Raw genomic sequence first — 18785 nt, 5'->3', positions numbered from 1 at the left:
GCGCACGGTCGCGTCCACCGACCGTCACCGGTCAGGCGCGACCGGGAACGGTCAGGCCGTGCCGCTCACGCTCGACGACACCGCGCCGCCGTCGGCGGCACCGGCGAAGACGGCGCTGCCCCAGACGACGCACCCGACGACGAGCACGAAGCCGACCGCGGCGATCCACCACGACGTCCGGCGGCGGAGCCAGGCCGCGACGGCCAGGACGACCGTCACCGCCCACACCACGAAGGCGCCGAACCCGGCGATCGCACCACCGCCGATGAAGCCGCCGGGCGTGCAGCCCGAGCGGGCGTCGCAGTTCGCGGTGGCCGACGCCACGGCGATGACCGCGGCCACCGCGGCCAACACGGTGAGGCCGAGTCCGAAGGCGAGCAGCAGCACCGTCGAGATGCGGTCGGCGAGCTTGCCGGCGGGGAAGAGCGTCGAGCCGCCCCGCTCCCACTCGGCGCGTTCCTGCGCCCGGGGGTCGGAGGGCGCGGAGTGCGGCGGACCGCCGGGGACGTTCGACCAGGTCATGGGGCAGTCCTACCGCGGTTCGACGCCGAACGCCCGGGCGAGGCGCTGGATCTTCTGCGCACGCCCGAGTCGCGGCAGGTCCGAGCCGTCGCGGATGACGCGCCCGCGGGCCTCGAAGTCGTCGAGGAAGTCCTGGGCCCACGCGACGTCGGTGGGGGTGGGGGAGATCACCTCGTTGATGACGGGCAGCTGCTCGGTGTCGAGGCAGAGCTTGCCGGTCAGTCCGAGCGACACCGCGACCTGCGACTGCTCGCGGAGGATGGGGTGCGACGAACCGACCGTCGGGCCGTCGATCGGGCCGGGCAGGTCACCGACGCGCGAGGCGACGACGAGCCGGGAGCGCGGGTACGCCATCGCGAGCGTGTCCGCCGACGTGCCCGTGTCGCGGCGGTAGTCGCCGGACCCGAACGCCAGCCGGAACGCACCCTGCGCCTTCGCGATCGCGGTCGCCTCCTCGATGCCGAGGGCTGACTCGACGAGGGCGATCACCGGGGTCTGGCCGCCGAGACGGTGCCACGTGTCGGTGACCTGCGCGGGTGACTCCGTCTTCGCGAGCATCACGCCACGCAGCCCGGGCAGGCCGCGGAGCTCCTCGACGTCGTCGGCCCAGAAGTCGGTCGTCACGTCGTTGATGCGGACCCAGGCCTCGCCGCCGCCGGCGAGCCACGACGCGACGGTGCTGCGCGCGCCGGGCTTGGCAGCCGGGTCGACGGCGTCCTCGACGTCGAGGATGATCTGGTCGGCCCGCGACCGCTGCGCCCGCTCGAAACGGTCGGCCGCGGTGCCGGGGACGAGGAGCCACGAGCGGGAGATCTCGGCGGGGACCGATCGACGCCGGTCCGGCCGGTCCGGCGAGGGCGCAGTGGTGGACGGGGTGGTGCGGTCGTCGATGGCCATGCCCCGTTGGTACCACATCGGCCCGACGGGGACGCGACCGGGGCGCTCCGGAATCCCGCGAAACCTCGGTTCATTGTCAGAGAGGTGGCGCGCTTCCGCCTACAGTGTCCGATGTGTGGCGAGCGGACAGGGTGACCGGTGGACCGGACGACGTGGACGGCGACGTCCCGGTCGACGCTGCCGACGCGCCCGGGGAGCGCGCGCCCGAGGACGATCAGCGGGGGAAGCAGGAAGAGGCCGTCGTGACCGACGAACCCGACCGCACCCTGCGACCGGAGCTGCAGCTCACGAGTCCGCAGGCGATCAGCCTGGGCGATCCGCGCCTCCAGGCCGGCAACGCAGCCGAGCCGGTGTGGGACGCCTGGCGGAAGCAGCTGACCGGCGTCGGCGGCACGAGCCCGCTCACCCACTTCAGCGACCACCCGCGCGCGCGGATCGAACTCTCCACGACCCACCCGGGCGGACTCGCGCAGTTCATCACCGGCAAGACCACGCTGCTCTCCAGCCTCATCCGCGACGAGGTCGCGCTCCGCGCGGCCCGGATCGCCGCCGGACACGTCGAGGCGAAGGGCACCGAGCTCGCGACCGTCCGCGGCATCGACGCCGTGAAGCTCGGCATCGGCATGGCGGACTGGCAGCACGGCGACGAGCAGTTCCGCGGCCCGGTGCTCCTCCGACCGCTCGCGATCCGCCGACACGGGCGTGACTTCGAGGTCAAGCTCCTCGGCGAGCCCGTGCTCAACCCGGGGCTCGCCGACGCGCTGCACGAGCAGTTCGGCGTCATCCTCGACGCGCAGTCCTTCGTCGCGCTCGCGCAGCAGGACGGCTCGTTCACGCCGAACCCGGTGATCGACCGGCTCCGCGGTCTCACCGCGCACATCCCGGGCTTCTCGGTGCACGCACGTCTGGTCGTCTCCACCTTCGCCGAGGTGGCCACGGGCATGGCCCTGGACACCGAGGACCTCGCGCACCCGGTGCTCGACGCCCTCGCCGGCAACCCGAGCGCCAAGTGGCAGGTCGAGCAGTCGTACCACCCGGTCGAGCAGACCCCGTCGGACGAGCGCAGCCCCGAGACCGACACGCTCCTGCTCGACGCCGACGACGAGCAGGAGAACGTGATCGCGCAGATCACGGCCGGCAACTCGATCGTCGTCAAGACCCTCCCCGGCACCGGCGGCACGCAGACCATCGTGAACGCGCTCGGCGGCCTCGTCGCGGCGAACAAGCGTGTGCTCGTGGTGAGCCCGCGCCGTGCGACGCTGCGTGGGATCGCCGCCCGCTTCGCCGAGGTGCAGCTGCCCGGTGTCGCCGTCACGCCCGGGACCCTCCGCCGCGACGTCGTGCGCGCCATCGCCCGGAACGAGAAGGCCTCGCGGCCGAACCTCCGTGAGGTGGACGACGCTCTCGTCCGGCTCCGCAAGGTCCTCACCGACTACCGCGGTTCGCTGACCCGCGTCGACCCGGACTTCCGCGTGTCGGTGCTCGACTGCCTCGTCGAGCTGTCCCGCCTCTCGCTGCTGCCCGTGCCGCCGTCGACCACCGCGCGCCTGTCGGGGACCTCGGTGACGAGCATGGTCGAGGGCCGTTCGCGCGTCGCCGAGACGATGGTCAGCGCCGCGAACCTGGGCGAGTTCCGCTACGGCCCCGACGACTCGCCGTGGTACGGCGCGAAGTTCGGCTCCAGCGACGGGGCGCAGCGGGCGCACCGGACCGCGAAGGACCTCGACACCGACGGGCTGCCGACGCTGCTCCGCCGGGCGCACGACCTCGTGAGCACGACGCACATGCGGCAGTTCACGACGATCAACGAGCTCGGCATCTACCTCCGGCTGCTCACCGAGATCCGGGACACCCTCGACCGCTTCCTGCCGGTCGTGTTCGACCGGTCGGTGTCCGAGCTCGTGGCCGCCACCGCCCCGCGCGGCGAGGGTGCGCCGATGTCCGCCACGAACCGTCGCCGGCTGAAGAAGCTCGCCCGCGAGTACGTCCGCCCCGGCGTGCACGTGTCCGACCTGCACGAGGCGCTGACCCGCGTGCAGCAGCAGCGGGTGCTCTGGCAGCGCTACGTCGCCGCCGGCGTGAACCCCGAGGTGCCCACCGGCATCGCCGACGTCCAGGTGCTGTTCTCGAACGTGGCCGAGGACCTCGCACGCCTCGACGAGCCGCTCGGGCGCACCGACCGCGACCGCCAGCTCGCGAACATGCCGATCGACGAGCTCGTGTCGTTCGTCGCGTCCCTCGCGGCCGAGTCCGACGTCCTGCACAACCTGCAGGAGCGCACCGAGCTCATGCAGACGCTCCGCGACCTGCAGCTCGAGCCGCTCATCACCGACCTCGCCAACCGCCACGTGCCGGACACGAACGTGCCCGCCGAGCTCGAGCTCGCGTGGTGGCAGTCCGCGCTCGAGACGATGCTCGAGTCCGACCGGGCACTGCTCGGCGCGAACACCGACATGCTCGACCGGGTCGAGGCCGACTTCCGACTCGTCGACGACGCGCACGCGGCCGGGGTGTCGCAGGGCCTCGCGTGGCAGCTCGCCGAGAACTGGAAGGTCGGCCTCGTCGACTGGCCGGAAGAGGCCACCGCGCTCAAGACGCAGCTGAAGGAGGGCGCGATCACCTCGCGCCTCCTGCAGGACTCCGCGCCGCACCTGTCGCGCTCGATCGCGCCGGTCTGGCTCGCGAGCCCGTACGAGGTGTCGCAGATCGCCGACACGATGCCGTTCGACACCGTGATCCTCGTCGACGCCGGCGCCGTCACGATCGCCGAGACCGTCGGTGCCGTCCGCCGTGCCCGCCAGACCGTCGTGTTCGGCGACCCGGTGACGCAGACGCCGTCGCCGTTCCGCATCGCCGTCGACCCCGCGCACCGTGCGCTGCAGGTCGACGAGGCGACGCTGGACGCCTTCCACGCCGACTCCGCGCTCGCCAAGCTGTCCACGCTGCTGCCGACCCTGTCGCTCACCCGGTCGTATCGAGCCGGCGGCGAGGACCTCGCCGAGCTCGTCAACCGGCGCTTCTACGGCGGCCGCATCGAGTCGCTGCCGTGGGCCGGGTCGTTCCTCGGGCACGGGTCGATCGCGCTCGACTACGTCAGTGACGGCAAGGCCGTGCCGGACCCCGAGTCCGGCGCCGTCGAGAGCGTCGACGCCGAGGTCGACCGGGTCGTCCGCCTCGTGCTCGACCACGCCCGCACCCGACCCACCGAGTCGCTCATGGTCATCACCGCGTCGGCCAAGCACGCCGTGCGGGTCGAGCAGGCCGTGCTCACCGCGGCGCAGGGACACAAGGACCTCACCGAGTTCGTCATCGGCGACCGCGCCGAGCCGTTCATCGTCGCCACGCTCGAGCAGTCCGTGGCCCAGAGCCGCGACCGCGTCGTCTTCTCGATCGGGTACGGCCGCACCCCGCACGGCCGGGTCCTGCGCGACTTCGGTCCGCTCGGCAAGCCCGGCGGGGAGCGCCTGCTCGCGGTCGCGATGACCCGGGCACGCCGCTCGATGGTGATCGTCACCTGCTTCCAGCCGTCCGACATCGAGGCCGAGCGCATGGGCCACGGCACCGTCGCCCTCGCCGAGATCCTCGCGGAGGTCCGGGCCCGCACCACCGCCGAGTACGTGCCGGACGACTCCGACCCGCTGCTCGTCGACCTCGCGCGACGCCTCGAGATGCGCGGCATCCCGGTGGCCCTCGGGCACCGCGGCAAGCTCGGGCTCGTCGCCGCGCACGGCGGCGTCTGCGTCACCATCGAGACCGACGCGTCGCTCGTGAAGGGTTCGCTGCGTGAGTCGCTGCGGCTCCGGCCCGAGGTGCTCCGCCGACTCGGCTGGCACTACGTGCGCGTGCACGCGTTCCAGCTGTTCTCCGACCCGGACCGGGTGGCGAACACGGTCGCGGCGGTGCTCGGCGTCGACCGCGGTGCCACGCAGGAGATCTCGATCCCCCCGATCCCCGCACGCCGATGAGCGGGTCGGAGATGCATCCCCGCGTGCCCGCTCCGGGGCCCCGCACGCCGATGAGTGGGTCGGAGACCCACCCCCGCGTGCCCGCTCCGGGCCCCGCACGCCGGTGAGGCGGCGCGCGTCCCGCGCCGCCGGGCCGGTGACGCCGGAGACGGACCAGCTGGTGGGGTCGTGGACGCGAGCCGACGAGGCGACCGGTTCCGCGCCTCCCGTCCCGCAGCCCGTCGACGCTGACGCGTCCCAGGACCGTCCGGGAGGCACCGTGCGCCGCCGCAGGCGCGTCACCACCCAGCCGGCACCGGGCTCCGACCCGGCCCCCGCACCGGAACCGGCCCGCCACCGCGACGGCGAGAACGACGCCCAGCTCCTGCGCGACGTGCCTCCCCACTGGTGACGGGTAGCCTGAGTCCGATGACTGACACCACGCGGCAGCGACCCGACTGGCAGACGTGGCCGAACCTGATCACGCTGGTGCGCTTCCTGCTCATCCCCGTGTTCATCGGCTTCGTGGTGTCCGGGCACCCGGGGTGGGCGCTCGTCACCCTCGTCGTGCTCGGGGTGAGCGACTGGGCGGACGGCTTCATCGCCCGACGGTTCGACCAGGGCTCCAAGCTCGGTAAGGCCCTCGACCCCGTCGCGGACCGGCTCGCGATCATCGCGATCGTGCTGTCCCTCGTGCTCGTCGGACTGCTGCCGTGGCCGAGCGTCGCGATCATCGTCCTGGTCGACCTGGTGCTCGTCGTGCTCTCCGGGCTCTGGTTCCGCGGCGACCCCGACCTCGACGTGACCTGGACCGGCAAGGTCCGCTCCGCCCTGCTCTTCGTCGGGCTGCCGCTGCTGCTCTTCTCGTCGACATCGTGGGCCTCGCAGCACGACTGGATCCGCGTGCTCGCGCTCGTGTTCGTCTGGGCCGGCACGGTCGGCCACCTGGTCGCCGGCGTGCAGTACGCCCGCGCACTGGCGGCGAAGCACCGCGCCGTGGGCGCTGCCGCGCGCTGACGCCGCCCGCACGGAACCCCAGGCCGCACGGAACCAGGTTCCTGACACAGCACCGTGCTGATGCGCGATGTCGTGTCCGGAACCTGGTTCCTGGTGCGGGAGGCCCTAGAGCTTCGTCGTGCCGGCGATCCCCGGGCCCTCGGGAGCGTTCGACGGCGCCACGTGTGCGCCGCCGCCCGGGTTCGTGGGCACGCCGTTCTGCGCCCGGAGCAGGTCGCGGATCTCGAGCAGCACCTCGACGTCCGTCGGCGGGACGTCCTGCGGCGTCTGCTGCTCGTCGTTCTTCACGCGCTCGAACGCGACCTTCTTGAGGTGGTTCACCGGTACGACGAGGGCGAAGTACACGACCGCCGCGACGATGACGAAGTTGAGCACGGCGCCGATGATCGCGCCGAAGAGCAGCTTCGCCGACCCGCCGGAGATCGTCGGGATCGAGACGACCAGCGCCTTGTCGAGACTCGACGCGTTGAACACCGCACCGATGGCGGGGTTGATGAGCGCGTTCACGATCGTGGTCACGATGGCGGTGAACGCGGCACCGATGACGACCGCGACGGCCAGGTCGATGACGTTGCCGCGGAGCAGGAACTCCCTGAAGCCCTTCACGCGGGCCCCCTTCCGTGTCGAGGAGACCCCACCGTACCGACGGGGGCGAGCGCCCGTCAGGAAGCGCTGGGCGCGGCCGGCTTCGACTCGGTCTTCGCCGGAGCGGGCTTCGTGGCGTCGCTCTTCGGCGTGCTCGACGAGTCGGAACCCGTCCGGGAGTCCGTCCGGTAGAAGCCACCGCCGTTGAACGTCACGCCGACGGGCGAGAAGACCTTGCGCAGGACGCCCCCGCACACCGGGCACTCGGTGAGCGTGGCGTCCGAGAAGGACTGCTTGACGTCGAAGGCGTTGCCGCACTCGGTGCAGCGGTACGAGTAGGTGGGCACCCTAGCTCCGGAAGGTGATGATGCGCGACGGCGTGATGATGCCGTCGACGGGTTCGTCGTGGGTCTCGCGCGGGACCTCGTCGAGGTACTCCGCGTCGAAGATCACAGCATAGACGGGCGGCCGCTTCGCCATCGACCCGAGGGTCTTGTCGTAGTAGCCGCGGCCCCAGCCCATGCGGCACCCGTCGTGCCCGACCGCAGCGGCCGGCGCGAGGATGGCGTCGACGTCGCTCAGCGCGAGGGGGGAGAGCACTTCGCCCACGACCTCGGGCATCCCGGTCAGGCCCTCCTGCTCGGAGACCCCGTCGCCGACGGCCCAGTCGAGCAACCCGTCCTCACGGGTGATCGGCAGCAGGACGCGAATGTCGTGCGCGATCGCCCAGTCGAGGAACGGCCGCACGTCCGGCTCGTCGGGGGACGAGAGGTACAGGGCGAGCGACCGGAGCTGGCGCTCCTCGACGAAGCGCTGCAGCGTGGCGGTGAGCGCCGCCGTGTCGGTGTCCCGCTCGGTCGTGGTCCGGGTGCGCCGCCGCTGCCGGAGTTCGGCTCGCAGGGCGCGCTTCTCGTTCCCGAGATCGGCGATCATGGCGAGGAGTCTAGCCAGCACGCCCCGCCAGCGCTCCCGCTTGCGGCTTCCCGCCGCGGGGCGCGGGAAGCCGTGTCCCCAGCAGTGACGACATGCCCTGTCCAGGGGTCATCCGATACCTTCGTCCGCATGGGCTTCCAGATTTCCAAGGCGGTGATCCCGGCTGCCGGCCTGGGCACGCGCTTCCTCCCCGCCACCAAGGCGATGCCGAAGGAGATGCTCCCCGTCGTCGACAAGCCGGCCATCCAGTACGTGGTGGAAGAGGCCGTCGGTGCCGGGCTCACCGACGTGCTGATGATCACCGGGCGCAACAAGAACGCCCTCGAGAACCACTTCGACCACGTCGCTGAGCTCGAGGAGACCCTGAAGAAGAAGGGCGACCACGAGAAGCTGCAGAAGGTCAACCAGTCGACGGACCTCGCCGACATGCACTACGTGCGCCAGGGCGACCCGCTCGGCCTCGGCCACGCGGTGCTCCGCGCGAAGATGCACGTCGGCCGCGAGCCGTTCGCCGTGCTCCTCGGCGACGACATCATCGATGCCCGCGACCCGCTGCTCAAGCGCATGATCGAGGTCCAGGGCCAGAAGAACGCGACGATCGTCGCGCTCCTCGAGGTCCCGGAGTCGCAGACGCACATGTACGGCATCGCCACGGTCGAGGAGACCGACACCGACGACGTCGTGAAGATCACCGGCCTCGTCGAGAAGCCCCCGCAGGGCGAAGCCCCCTCGAACCTCGCCATCATCGGCCGCTACGTCATCCGCCCCGAGGTCTTCGACGTCCTCGAGAAGCAGGAGCCCGGCAAGGGCGGCGAGATCCAGCTCACCGACGCGCTCATGAAGATGGCGGGCGCCGAGGAATGGACCGGAGGCGTGTACGGCGTCGTGTTCCGTGGACGCCGGTACGACACCGGTGACAAGCTGGACTACATCAAGGCGATCGTGCAGCTCGCCTCGGACCGCGAGGACCTCGGCCCCGACCTCAAGTCGTGGCTCAAGGAGTTCAACGCGGGCGAATAGCCGACCCCGTGCGAACGGGTCCGGGGGAGTCCCTCGGGCCCGTTCGTGCATCCACCCGGCCGACCACCGGGTACCGGAGGAACCACAGCGATGACGACGATCCCGACCCTGTCCCACGGGCGGGTCACCATCCGCCCGCTCCGGCTCCGGGACACCCGTGACCTCGACGTCGCCCTCGCCTCGAACCGCGGCTGGCTGCGGACGTGGGAGGCCACGAACCCCTCCGGGCACGTCTCGACGGACGTCCGCGGCAGCATCCGCGCCCTGCAGGCGAACGCCCGCGCCGGCCTCGGTCTGCCGTTCGCGATGGAGCTGGACGGCCGCTTCGTCGGCCAGCTCAACGTCTCCGGCATCACCTACGGCTCGCTCGCGAGTGCCTCGATCGGCTACTGGGTCGTCGAGGACGCCGCCGGGCACGACGTGACGCCGATCTCGGTCGCGCTGGCCGTCGACCACTGCTTCCGCGTCGTCGGCATCCACCGCATCGAGATCTGCATCCGGCCGGAGAACGCGCCGAGCCTGCGGGTCGTCGAGAAGCTCGGTTTCCGCTTCGAGGGCCTCCGCCGCCGCTACATCCACATCAACGGCGACTGGCGCGACCACTTCTGCTTCGCCCTCGTCGCCGAGGAGGTCCGCGAGGGCGTCCTCGACCGTTGGGTCCAGGGCCGCGTCCCACCCGGGGCAGGCAGCGTGCCGCTCGCCGCCCGCGACGAAGCGGCGATGCCCCTGCACACCACGCCCCGCCTCTAGGGTCCGGCCCGCCGTCGGGTCGTCCGACCCGGTCTGGAGGCGCGGCGCACCCCCGGTGGATCTGCCCACGACACGCGCAACACGCGTCCGGCAATCACCGGGCGGGGATGGTCCCGCCCCTACCGTGTCCCCATGGCAGGTATCGGCTCCTGGGGCGGCGGCATCGTCCTGCTCATCGCGGCCGTGCTCTGGGTGGTCTACCTCATGCCGTCATGGGCTGCCCGGCGGCAGTACCTCGCCACCGAGAAGAACGCGATCCGCCTGCAGCAGACCCTCCGGATCCTCGCGCAGACCGCCGAGCTGCCGGAGGAGGTCCGCGTCGAGATGAACGCGAAGTCCCTCGCCGAGGCGCAGCGCGTCGCCCGCTCGGAAGAGGCGAAGCGGACCGCGATCGTCCGCGCGCACGAGGCCGCCCGTCAGCGGGAGATCACCCGTCGGCTCGCCGAGCAGGCCCCCGTGCTCGAACGCGCGTCGTCGGTGCCCGCGCTCACCGCGATGCGCATGCGCCGGTCGCGGCTCGGCGCTACCCTGCTCGGGACCGCGGGGCTCGTGCTCGCCGTGGTCGTCCTCGTCGCCGCTCCCGGTGCCTGGCTCGTCGCCGTCGCGGGGTTGGTCGCCGCGGGTGGGTCCGCAGCGGTCCTCGCGCAGCTGCACCAGGTGGCGAAGGCGCGGAAGGCCCGGGCCGCAGGGGCCGTGGCGGGCGCGAGCCGCGCCTCCCGACCGACGACCACCTGGACGGACCCGGCGCCCCCGCTGTCCACGGAGCAGCCTGCCGAACCGGTGCGGGACCGCTCCTGGACGCCCGCGCGCGTGCCGAAGCCGCTGTACGTCGAGCGTCCGGCGGCACCGACGCCCGCGCCGGAGTCCTCCGCCGAGCTCGCTGCCCGGCTGAAGGAGCGCGTGGCCGAGGCCAAGGCCGCCGCTGAGGCCGAGGCGGCCGCCATCCGCGCGGGGGAGTCCGACCCGTCGATCGCCCGCGTCGCGCAGCTGCGCCCTGACGTCGAGGAAGCCGCTGCGGCGCTGTCGTCGCACGACCAGGGTCGGCTCGCCGAGCGGCTGGGGCTGCGCGCGCCGGGTGGAGCGGCTGCGGCCGGGGCCACCACGGCGTCGCGGACCGCGCCCGCCGCGCCGGGATCGCCGCCTGCGCCGCCCGCACCGCCGAGCAAGTGGGCCGGCATGGGGGTCCTCGACGACGACGCCTACCAGCAGGCGGACCTCGACGCGATCCTCCGCCGCCGTCGCGCGGTCTGACCCGCGGCACGCCCGGACGCGGGCGGCGGATTTCGGTTCGCGGCCGTCCTGGTGCTAATGTTGTCGAGCACTTGGGGCTATGGCGCAGTTGGTAGCGCGTCTCGTTCGCAATGAGAAGGTCAGGGGTTCGAATCCCCTTAGCTCCACCAAGCAGCACGCTCTCCGAAGAGCACAGCGAAGGCCACCCCGACCGGGTGGCCTTCGCTCGTTCCGGGGCATGCCGGGCCGTGTGCCCGTCAGCCCGGGATGCTGTCCGTCAGGGCGCCGGTCTGCGCGAGCGCCGTGTGGATCGCGTTCGCGGCCTGCTCGAACGCCCGGTTGCCGCGCGCGATGCCGATCGCACCGCCCTTCAGCGCCGACTTCCCGGCGGCGCGGACCAGTCGGGCGACCGTCCGACCGTCGGGCGTGACCATGACCTGCACGTCCAGCCGGGTGTGGAAGGTCCGGTCGTTCGCGAGACCGCCGATCAGCAGGGTCATGCCGAGGCTGCCGCGGGTGGCGAGGAGCGCGCCCTGCGGTCCGTCCTGCACGGCGTAGCCCTCGTGGACGAGCGCTTCGCGGACGCGGGTGCGGACGGTCTCGGGGTCGGCGGCGACGAAGAAGTCGTGGCTCTCGGGCATGTCGGTCCTGGTCCTCTCGGTGGGCGGTGCGGCGTCCTGCCGCCTCCAGCGATCCTGCCCGGTCGTCGCCTACCCTGGAAGCACCATGACTGCTTCGTTGACGCGCCGGTCCCTGCTCTCCCTCGCCGGCGTCGCCGGGATCGGGCTCGCCGTCGCCGCGTGCTCCTCGGGCGACGGTGCCGGCTCCGGGGACGGGGGCACCGGCGGGAAGGCCGGCGGCAGCGCCGGCGGATCGTCGCCGAGCGCGAAGCCCGTCGCGGCGTCGCTCACGCCCGCCCAGGTCCCGCTCGCGGGTGGCGTCACCGTCACCGTCGCGGGCACCGGGCTCGCCGCGGTCGAGGGCGTCACCGTCGGGGGTGTCGCCGCGCGTGACGTGCAGGCGAGTGCGACGAAGGTGACGTTCACCGCGCCGCACCAGGCCATGTACACCGCCGGGTCCGCCGACGTCGCGTTGTTCACCACCGCGATCGCTCCGTCGCCCTCGGCGAACCAGACGTCGGACGGCAACGGCAGCGCCGCGAACGACGGGCAGTCCGGCACCACGCAGGACTCCTCGGCCGCGACGCCGACGCCGACCGCCCCATCGGTGCCGGACGTCTCGGCCGCGGTCGCCACGACGACCCTGGCGTACGCGGCGCTCACCGCCGTCGACCGGCAGCTCGAGTACGCGATGGCGCACTGGAAGGACTACAACACCGCCGAGTACGGCACCATGAACCCGATCGGCGGCGACTGCGCGAACTACGTCAGCCAGACGCTGATCGCCCGCGGGTGGCAGCAGCGGTCGGACTGGTACAACCGGGCCGGTGGCGCGGAGCACAGCGCCACGTGGACCTACTGCCCGACGATGGACCCGTGGCTGTCCGCGAACGCCGCCGAGTTCGGGCTCACCCGTCGCTCCCTCGACGAGCGGGCGGAGGTCAAGGTCGGTGACGTCGTGTTCTACGACTGGAACGACAACGGCTCACCGGACCACACGACGATCGTGTCCGAGGTGTTCACCGAGCAGGACGGCACGATCCGCATCAAGTCGGCGAGCCACAACCAGGACGGGCCGTACCGCGACCTCGACGAGATGATCACCGTGCAGCACCCCGGCGGCACGGCCTGGTTCCACACGTTCGACGCGTAGCCGCGCCGCCCGCCGGACACCGGTCCGGCGTCGGTCAGGGGTAGCCCAGGAACCACAGCAGGACGACCGCGACCGGCTGCAGGCACACCCCGACGACCGCCCACGCCACCGCCCGCCGTCGTGTCCGCACGAACACGTCCGACCCGAGCAGGGGCGCCACCGGCATGAGCAGCCGCGGCAGGCTCTGCTGCGGCAGGAACACCGCCACGAGGTACAGCACGTACGCGCCCGTGAACGCCACGACGTCCACGCCGAGTGCCCGCACACCGCGGCGGGTGAAGAACCACAGCGCGCCCGCGAGCACCGCCACCACGAGCACGATGCCGGCCGGCCCGAGCCACGTCGACGCCATCGTGAACCACGGCGTCAGCGGGACGAAGTGCTGCCGCCCGACGAAGCCGACCCACCACGACAGCTCGGTGTCGAGGTACGCGCCCGGACGCCCGGTCACCGCCGACGCCACGACCGGCCACGCGAGCCCGGCCGCCGCGACCGCCAGCCCGGCGACCACGATCGCCACCGCGTCGCGCACCGGCAGCGCCCGACGCTCCCGCGCCCAGCGCGCGACGAGGTGCACGGCGAGCGCGACGGCCAGGGCGAGGACGCCCGGCTTGGTGAACGCCGCGACGACGCCGAGCACCCCGACGAGCCAGTACCGCCGGCGCACGAGTGCGAGCAGCCCGCCGAACACGAGCAGCAGGAACGTCGACTCCGCGTAGGCGACCTGCAACAGGAAGCCGGTGGGCGCGAAGGCGAACAGCACCGTGGCCCACCGCGCCCGGTGCGAGCACCCGACCGCGAGCACGAGCCGGTACAGCACGACGCACGCGCCCGCGCCCGCGACCGTGGCGACGAGCGTCGCGACGACCCAGAAGGACCCGCCGGTCACACCCGTCACGGCGCGCACGATCCCCGGGAAGACCGGCAGGAACGCCCACGGGTTCGGCAGGACGTGCCCGGCGTTGTCGGTCGGCAGCTCCGCCGGGTACCCGTGCTCGGCGATGGTCCGGTAGAACGATGCGTCCCACGACCCGGAGAAGGTGAAGAACGACGGGTCCCGTCGGGACGACGCGAAGTCCCAGCCGTTCGCGGTCGCCACCACGTAGACCGTCGCGAGCACGAGGGTGCTCACCAGGCGCGATGCGGCCCAGACGAGCAGCGGCACCGTCCACCTGCTCCGTCGCCCGTCGAGCAGCGCGCGCAGGCGGGTCGGCCTGGAGGCCCGGGTCGTCTCCGCCACGTCCGTCACCCGGTCGATCCTTCCAGACCACCGCCTCGGTGCGGCGCGCAGCGCCTGTCCGGTCCGCGTGCACGCCCAGGTCGTCGGGAGCCACCGGGCGTTCGATCGGCGTCGTCCCTGGAGAACGAACGCACTGGAGGAACCACATGCCGTTCATCACCGTCGGCGCCGAGAACGGGCACGACATCGACCTGCACTACGACGACTTCGGCACCGGCTCGCCGGTCGTCCTCATCCACGGCTGGCCGCTCTCCGGCCGCTCGTGGGAGGGCCAGGTCCCGGCGCTCGTCGAGGCCGGCCACCGCGTCATCGCCTACGACCGTCGCGGCTTCGGGCAGTCCTCGCAGCCGTGGAACGGCTACGACTACGACACCTTCGCGGCGGACCTGAACACGCTCGTCGACCAGCTCGGCCTGACCGACGTGACGCTCATCGGCTTCTCGATGGGCGGCGGCGAGCTCGCGCGCTACGTGTCCACCTACGGCACCGGCAAGGTGTCGAAGCTCGTGTTCGCGAGCGCCGTCCCGCCGTACCTGTGGAAGTCGGACGACAACCCCGAGGGTGGTGTCGACCAGGACCTCGCCGACTGGTTCTCGAACGGGATCACGGGTGACCGCCCGGCGTTCCTGCACGAGTTCGTCGACATGTTCTACACGGCGGGCAAGCCGTCGCTCCTCAACAAGCCCCTCGTCAGCGAGGACCAGCGCGCCTACGACCTCGCGATCGCCGAACTCGCCTCGCCGAAGGGCACGCTGGACTGCACCGTGGCGTTCGCGACGACGGACTTCCGTGACGACCTGACGAAGGTCGACGTGCCGACGCTCGTCATCCACGGCGACTCGGACGCGATCGTGCCCTTCGAGGTGTCGGGCAAGCGCACCGCCGAGGCGATCCCGAACGCGCAGACGCACGTGATCGAGGGCGGCCCGCACGGCGTGTTGGCCTCGCACCGCGACGAGTGGAACGAGGCGGTCCTCCGCTTCCTCGCGTCCTGACCGCCCCGCTCCTCGCACCCCGGAGGTCTCCGGTCAGCCGCCCGTCACCGCACGACGGATCTGCTCGATCGGGACCTTCGGGGTGCGGTCTGCGTTCAGCAGGCCGTTCGTCTCCTGCATCGTGTCGGTGAGCTGCGTGTAGCAGGACCCGGCGAGGAAGGTGCTCGCCCGGATCGCGTCGTACAGGGCGGTGATGCGCGCGATCCAGTCGTCGCCGTCGACCGCGGAGGTGTAGCCCCAGCCGTCCTCGCGCTGCGCACCCGGCTGGTAGTCCACGCCCCCGAACTCGGTGAGCATGACCGGCTGTCCGCGGTCGACGGCGCCGCCGACGAGGATGCGCCGGTCGGCCGGACCCCGACCGCCGAGCAGCGCGGTGCGGGCCGCGTCGTCGGCGTAGGTCGCGGCGAGGCGCGGCCCGGAGCCCTCGTAGTCGTGGACCGTGACGATGTCCGACTCGACGTGCTCCCACCCGTCGTTCGAGATCACCGGTCGTGTCGGGTCGAGGGCGCGGGTCACGTCGGCGAGCGCCCGCGCGTAGGCCTGCTGTGCCGGGTCCGTCGCGATGTGCTGCACGCCCCAGCTCTCGTTCGCGGGGACCCACGTCACGATCGACGGGTGCGAGGCGTCGCGTTCGACGGCGTCCATCCACTCGCGCATCAGCCGCTGTACGGCCCGCGGGGTGAAGGCGTACGCGCCGGGAGCCTCGCCCCAGACGAGCAGGCCGAGCCGGTCGGCCCAGTACAGGAACCGCGGGTCCTCGATCTTCTGGTGGTTCCGCGCGGCGTTGAAGCCGAGCTCCTTGATCAGCTCGACCTCGCGGCGCAGGGCCGCGCGGGACGGCGCGGTCAGGTGGGAGTCCGGCCAGTAGCCCTGGTTGAGGACGCTCCGGACGTCGTACCCGCGTCCGTTGAGCAGGAACGCGCCGCCGTCGATGCCGACGGTGCGCAGCCCGAGGTACGAGCTGACGAGGTCGAGCGGCTCGCCGTCGCGGGGGAGGAGCGCGACCGTCGCGTCCACGAGTCGCGGTGTCTCCGGGGTCCAGTGCAGCTCGTCCTCGGCCTGGCCGTTCGTCTGGCGCGCGATGGGCAGCACGAGGTCGAACTCGTCGCCGGTGTCCCCGAGCGCGACCTCGACGGTCGCCAGGTGCTCGTCGCGCTCGTCCCACCACACCGCGACCCGGAGGCGCTCGCCGCCGCTCCGGGTGCCGGCGACGCGGACGGTCAGCCGGACCGTGGCGTGGTCGACGTTCGTCCACCGCAGGGCGGCGACGGACACCGACGGCACGGCCTCGAGCCAGACGGTCTGCCAGATGCCGGTGGTCCGGCGGTACCAGATGGCGTGCGGGTCCTCGTGCCAATCCTGCTTGCCACGCGGCTGGGTCAGGTCGTGCGGGTCGTCCTCCGCACGGACCACGAGCACGTGCTCGGCGTCCGGGTCGGTGCCGAGCGATTCGGTGACGTCGAGGGCGAACGGCGTGTGGCCGCCCTCGTGCTCGCCGACGAACCGGCCGTCGATCCAGACCCGTGCGCGGTGGTCGACGGCGCCGAAGTGCAGGACGAGGCGCGGGGCGTCGGAGCCGTACCCTGCGGCGTCGAGCTCGGCGCGCGTGATGGTGCGGCTGTACCAGACGACGGGGTGGAAGCCGGGCTCGTCGATGCCGGACGCCACGGACTCGGGCGGGAACGGCACGACGATGTCCCGCGCGTCCGGGAAGCCCGCCGACCAGCCGGGCTCGTCGCCGGTGTTCCGGAAGGACCACGTGCCGTCGAGGTCGGCCCACTGCGCGCGGACCAGCTGCGGGCGGGGGTACGTGCCGTCCTGCCGCGAGGCCAGGGGAGGAGTCGGGCGGGAAGCGGTGTCAGGTGCGGCGACGGTGCCGTCGAGCGTGCTCATGCCTCCATGCTCCCGACTCTGTACATCGTTGTAAAGAGGCACGCACCGATTACCGTACGCGTCGGTCCGGGTTCGTTCGCTCAGCCGATCGCGGCGTCGCGGGTCAGGACCATGAGGTCCATACGCCCCTGCTGCACGACCTCGCCGGCCTGGTTCCGGAGCGACACCAGGCGCTCGACGATCCCGGTGCGCCCGGAGCTCGTCGCCCGCGTGGAGAGGATCTCGACCTCGCACGTCACGGTGTCGCCGATGAACACCGGCGCCGTGAACCGCCACTGGTCGATGCCGAGGAGGGCCACCGCGGAGCCCTCGAACACCCCGGTCCGCGAGATGAGCCCGAGGCACAGCGAGGTCCCGAGCAGGCCGTGCACGATCCGCCGGCCGTACCGGGTGCCGGCCGCGAACTCCGCGTCGGTGTGCACCTGGTTGTTGTCGTTCGTCCACGAAGCGAAGGAGACGACGTCGGCCTCGGTGATCGTGCGACCCGGGGTCGTGAAGGTCTGTCCGGCAGCGAGGTCCTCGAGGTAGTGCGGCACCGGCCCATCCTCCCAGACCCGTCCGTCGCGGCCCCTCGACCACCCCGGCGTGACCGGCGTACCCCTGCGTGGAGGACGACGCAGCGGTGGACGCGTACCGTGCGGGGCATGAGCGACGAGGCACCGGACGACGTCAGCGACGGCACCCTCGGGGGGTGGATCGCGGAACGACGCTGGTACACCGCGAAGGGCCGCGACCCCCGCCTGCGCACCATCGCGCGCACGGCCGGCACGCGGCTGGTCCTCGACGAGCCCGACGACGCCGCCGCGGCCGTGCTCTACCAGGCCCCCGTGCTGTCGACCCCCGAGGGTCCGGTCGACGCGACGAGCGACCTCGAGTGGGTCCGCGCCCTCGCCGCCGCCGTCGACGCCGACCCGGACAGCCTCCGGCCGATCGGCAGGGTGACGGCTGCCCGCGTCCTCACCGGCGAGCAGTCGAACACCTCGATCATCTGCGACACCGAGGCCGGTCCGCAGGTCATCGTGAAGGTCTTCCGCGTCCTGCACCACGGCGACAACCCCGACGTGACCACGCAGCTCGCCCTGTCCGCCGCCGGCAGTGACCGCGTGCCGAACGTCTACGGCGCACTCCGCGGCTCCTGGCCGGACCCGGGTCGACCGGACGGCACCGCTTCCGGGCACCTCGCGTTCGCGCAGGAGTTCCTCCCCGGGCTCGCGGACGCCTGGCGCGTCGCCCTCCGCGACGCCCGGTCCGGGACCTCCGCCACCGACGACGCCGAAGCGCTCGGGACGGCGCTCGCCGAGGTGCACCGCACCCTGGCCACCGCACTCCCGACCGTCCCCGCCGACGAGTCGGCCCGCGCCGCCGCGATCGCGACGATGCACGCGCGCCTCGACGCGGCCGCCCGCGAGGCGCCCGTCGTCGCCGAGCACGCCGACGCCGTGCGCGCCGTCTACGACCGGGCAGCCGGCGTGGTGTGGCCGGACCTGCAGCGCATCCACGGCGACCTGCACCTCGGGCAGGTGCTCGCCGCCGGGCAGCCGCGCGGCTGGGTGTTCCTGGACTTCGAGGGTGAACCCCTCCGGCCGCTCACCGAGCGCTCGCTCCCCGACGTCACCCTCCGCGACGTCGCGGGCATGCTGCGGTCCTTCGACTACGTCGCGGGCGCGCTCGCGCAGGACGAGGAGCCGGCGGACGCGTCCGAGTGGGCGGCAGCGGCGCGGACGGCCTTCCTGGACGGCTACCGGACCGGCACGGGCGTCGACCTCGAGGCGCACCGCCAACTCCTCGACGCCTTCGAGCTCGACAAGGCGGTGTACGAGGTCGTCTACGAGGCGCGGAACCGACCCTCCTGGGTCGGCATCCCGCTCGGGGCCGTCACGCGCCTCGTCGCGCAGCACGGCTCCTGACCGGCGCGACCCGGTGACGGACGGGAGGCGCGGTGCGGGCCCGCACCGCGCCTCCCGTCCGTCAGGGGGTCGCGTCTGA

General features: G+C 72.7%; 17 protein-coding genes and 1 tRNA gene. 9 read left to right on the top strand and 9 right to left on the bottom strand.

Going from position 1 to position 18785, the window contains the following annotated elements; genetic code table 11:
- Positions 1–51: 51 nt before the first annotated feature.
- Both ACY3FI_RS14005 and ACY3FI_RS14000 read right to left on the bottom strand, forming a co-directional pair.
- Positions 52–522 carry a DUF6264 family protein gene (locus ACY3FI_RS14005; RefSeq protein ID WP_462548168.1) on the bottom strand — a complete coding sequence of 157 codons (471 nt, stop codon included), beginning with the start codon at positions 520–522 and terminating at the stop codon, positions 52–54.
- Positions 523–531: 9 nt separating this feature from the next.
- Positions 532–1419 (bottom strand): HpcH/HpaI aldolase/citrate lyase family protein, encoded by an 888-nt coding sequence (locus ACY3FI_RS14000; protein ID WP_462548167.1) that lies wholly within the window; start codon positions 1417–1419, stop codon positions 532–534.
- A gap of 131 nt (positions 1420–1550) precedes the next feature.
- Between ACY3FI_RS14000 and ACY3FI_RS13995 the strand changes: the two genes are divergently transcribed.
- Both ACY3FI_RS13995 and ACY3FI_RS13990 read left to right on the top strand, forming a co-directional pair.
- Positions 1551–5384 carry an AAA family ATPase gene (locus ACY3FI_RS13995; RefSeq protein WP_462548166.1) on the top strand — a complete coding sequence of 1278 codons (3834 nt, stop codon included), beginning with the start codon at positions 1551–1553 and terminating at the stop codon, positions 5382–5384.
- Positions 5385–5792: 408 nt separating this feature from the next.
- Positions 5793–6380 (top strand): CDP-alcohol phosphatidyltransferase family protein, encoded by a 588-nt coding sequence (locus ACY3FI_RS13990; protein WP_462548165.1) that lies wholly within the window; start codon positions 5793–5795, stop codon positions 6378–6380.
- A 105-nt stretch (positions 6381–6485) separates the two neighbouring features.
- Here ACY3FI_RS13990 and mscL read toward each other — a convergent pair whose 3' ends face one another.
- From mscL to ACY3FI_RS13975, 3 genes are read right to left on the bottom strand one after another with little or no spacing between them, the layout of a single operon-like run.
- On the bottom strand, positions 6486–6986 hold the full coding sequence (gene mscL, locus ACY3FI_RS13985; protein WP_462548164.1) for a large conductance mechanosensitive channel protein MscL: 501 nt from the start codon (positions 6984–6986) through the stop codon (positions 6486–6488).
- A 56-nt stretch (positions 6987–7042) separates the two neighbouring features.
- On the bottom strand, positions 7043–7312 hold the full coding sequence (locus tag ACY3FI_RS13980) for an FmdB family zinc ribbon protein (protein ID WP_462548163.1): 270 nt from the start codon (positions 7310–7312) through the stop codon (positions 7043–7045).
- A gap of 1 nt (position 7313) precedes the next feature.
- The gene (locus tag ACY3FI_RS13975) at positions 7314–7898 is read right to left on the bottom strand and encodes a 5-formyltetrahydrofolate cyclo-ligase (protein ID WP_462548162.1); all 585 of its coding nucleotides are present in this window, start codon (positions 7896–7898) and stop codon (positions 7314–7316) included.
- Between the two features lie 129 nt (positions 7899–8027).
- Between ACY3FI_RS13975 and galU the strand changes: the two genes are divergently transcribed.
- From galU to ACY3FI_RS13955, 4 genes are all read left to right on the top strand, one after another.
- The gene (gene galU, locus ACY3FI_RS13970) at positions 8028–8918 is read left to right on the top strand and encodes a UTP--glucose-1-phosphate uridylyltransferase GalU (RefSeq protein ID WP_462548161.1); all 891 of its coding nucleotides are present in this window, start codon (positions 8028–8030) and stop codon (positions 8916–8918) included.
- A gap of 90 nt (positions 8919–9008) precedes the next feature.
- The gene (locus ACY3FI_RS13965) at positions 9009–9668 is read left to right on the top strand and encodes a GNAT family N-acetyltransferase (protein WP_462548160.1); all 660 of its coding nucleotides are present in this window, start codon (positions 9009–9011) and stop codon (positions 9666–9668) included.
- 132 nt (positions 9669–9800) lie between these two features.
- Complete coding sequence (locus tag ACY3FI_RS13960; protein WP_462548159.1) at positions 9801–10919, top strand: hypothetical protein; 1119 nt, start codon at positions 9801–9803, stop codon at positions 10917–10919.
- Between the two features lie 73 nt (positions 10920–10992).
- A tRNA-Ala gene (locus ACY3FI_RS13955) sits at positions 10993–11068 on the top strand.
- An 87-nt stretch (positions 11069–11155) separates the two neighbouring features.
- Here the strand turns inward: ACY3FI_RS13955 and ACY3FI_RS13950 are convergent.
- Positions 11156–11539, bottom strand: a complete 384-nt coding sequence (locus tag ACY3FI_RS13950) for a hypothetical protein (RefSeq protein ID WP_462548158.1) — start codon at positions 11537–11539, stop codon at positions 11156–11158.
- 85 nt (positions 11540–11624) lie between these two features.
- On the opposite strand from ACY3FI_RS13950, the gene ACY3FI_RS13945 reads away from it, so the two are divergent.
- The gene (locus ACY3FI_RS13945) at positions 11625–12671 is read left to right on the top strand and encodes an amidase domain-containing protein (protein WP_462548157.1); all 1047 of its coding nucleotides are present in this window, start codon (positions 11625–11627) and stop codon (positions 12669–12671) included.
- Positions 12672–12705: 34 nt separating this feature from the next.
- On the opposite strand, the gene ACY3FI_RS13940 is transcribed toward ACY3FI_RS13945, so the two are convergent.
- Positions 12706–13920, bottom strand: coding sequence for a mannosyltransferase family protein (locus ACY3FI_RS13940; RefSeq protein ID WP_462548156.1), 1215 nt, complete (start codon positions 13918–13920; stop codon positions 12706–12708).
- A gap of 137 nt (positions 13921–14057) precedes the next feature.
- Between ACY3FI_RS13940 and ACY3FI_RS13935 the strand changes: the two genes are divergently transcribed.
- Positions 14058–14906 carry an alpha/beta fold hydrolase gene (locus tag ACY3FI_RS13935; protein WP_462548155.1) on the top strand — a complete coding sequence of 283 codons (849 nt, stop codon included), beginning with the start codon at positions 14058–14060 and terminating at the stop codon, positions 14904–14906.
- A gap of 33 nt (positions 14907–14939) precedes the next feature.
- Here the strand turns inward: ACY3FI_RS13935 and ACY3FI_RS13930 are convergent, their stop codons facing one another.
- Positions 14940–16799, bottom strand: a complete 1860-nt coding sequence (locus ACY3FI_RS13930; RefSeq protein WP_462548154.1) for a glycoside hydrolase family 2 protein — start codon at positions 16797–16799, stop codon at positions 14940–14942.
- An 80-nt stretch (positions 16800–16879) separates the two neighbouring features.
- Positions 16880–17335 (bottom strand): MaoC/PaaZ C-terminal domain-containing protein, encoded by a 456-nt coding sequence (locus ACY3FI_RS13925; protein ID WP_462548153.1) that lies wholly within the window; start codon positions 17333–17335, stop codon positions 16880–16882.
- A gap of 108 nt (positions 17336–17443) precedes the next feature.
- Between ACY3FI_RS13925 and ACY3FI_RS13920 the strand changes: the two genes are divergently transcribed.
- Positions 17444–18706: a phosphotransferase gene (locus tag ACY3FI_RS13920; protein WP_462548152.1), complete on the top strand. Its 1263-nt coding sequence runs from the start codon at positions 17444–17446 to the stop codon at positions 18704–18706.
- Positions 18707–18785: the final 79 nt, after the last annotated feature.

The sequence above is a fragment of the Curtobacterium sp. RM9 genome, assembly GCF_054956955.1.
The sequence above is the reverse complement of the archived record's forward strand: the minus strand, read 5'-3'. Positions and strand labels throughout refer to the sequence as shown.

Coding starts and splice junctions, on each gene's coding strand:
- ACY3FI_RS14005 (WP_462548168.1), bottom strand. CDS start 522: ATGACCTGGTCGAACGTCCCCGGCGGTCCGCCGCACTCCGCGCCCTCC.
- ACY3FI_RS14000 (WP_462548167.1), bottom strand. CDS start 1,419: ATGGCCATCGACGACCGCACCACCCCGTCCACCACTGCGCCCTCGCCG.
- ACY3FI_RS13990 (WP_462548165.1), top strand. CDS start 5,793: ATGACTGACACCACGCGGCAGCGACCCGACTGGCAGACGTGGCCGAAC.
- ACY3FI_RS13975 (WP_462548162.1), bottom strand. CDS start 7,898: ATGATCGCCGATCTCGGGAACGAGAAGCGCGCCCTGCGAGCCGAACTC.
- galU (WP_462548161.1), top strand. CDS start 8,028: ATGGGCTTCCAGATTTCCAAGGCGGTGATCCCGGCTGCCGGCCTGGGC.
- ACY3FI_RS13965 (WP_462548160.1), top strand. CDS start 9,009: ATGACGACGATCCCGACCCTGTCCCACGGGCGGGTCACCATCCGCCCG.
- ACY3FI_RS13960 (WP_462548159.1), top strand. CDS start 9,801: ATGGCAGGTATCGGCTCCTGGGGCGGCGGCATCGTCCTGCTCATCGCG.
- ACY3FI_RS13950 (WP_462548158.1), bottom strand. CDS start 11,539: ATGCCCGAGAGCCACGACTTCTTCGTCGCCGCCGACCCCGAGACCGTC.
- ACY3FI_RS13945 (WP_462548157.1), top strand. CDS start 11,625: ATGACTGCTTCGTTGACGCGCCGGTCCCTGCTCTCCCTCGCCGGCGTC.
- ACY3FI_RS13935 (WP_462548155.1), top strand. CDS start 14,058: ATGCCGTTCATCACCGTCGGCGCCGAGAACGGGCACGACATCGACCTG.
- ACY3FI_RS13930 (WP_462548154.1), bottom strand. CDS start 16,799: ATGAGCACGCTCGACGGCACCGTCGCCGCACCTGACACCGCTTCCCGC.
- ACY3FI_RS13920 (WP_462548152.1), top strand. CDS start 17,444: ATGAGCGACGAGGCACCGGACGACGTCAGCGACGGCACCCTCGGGGGG.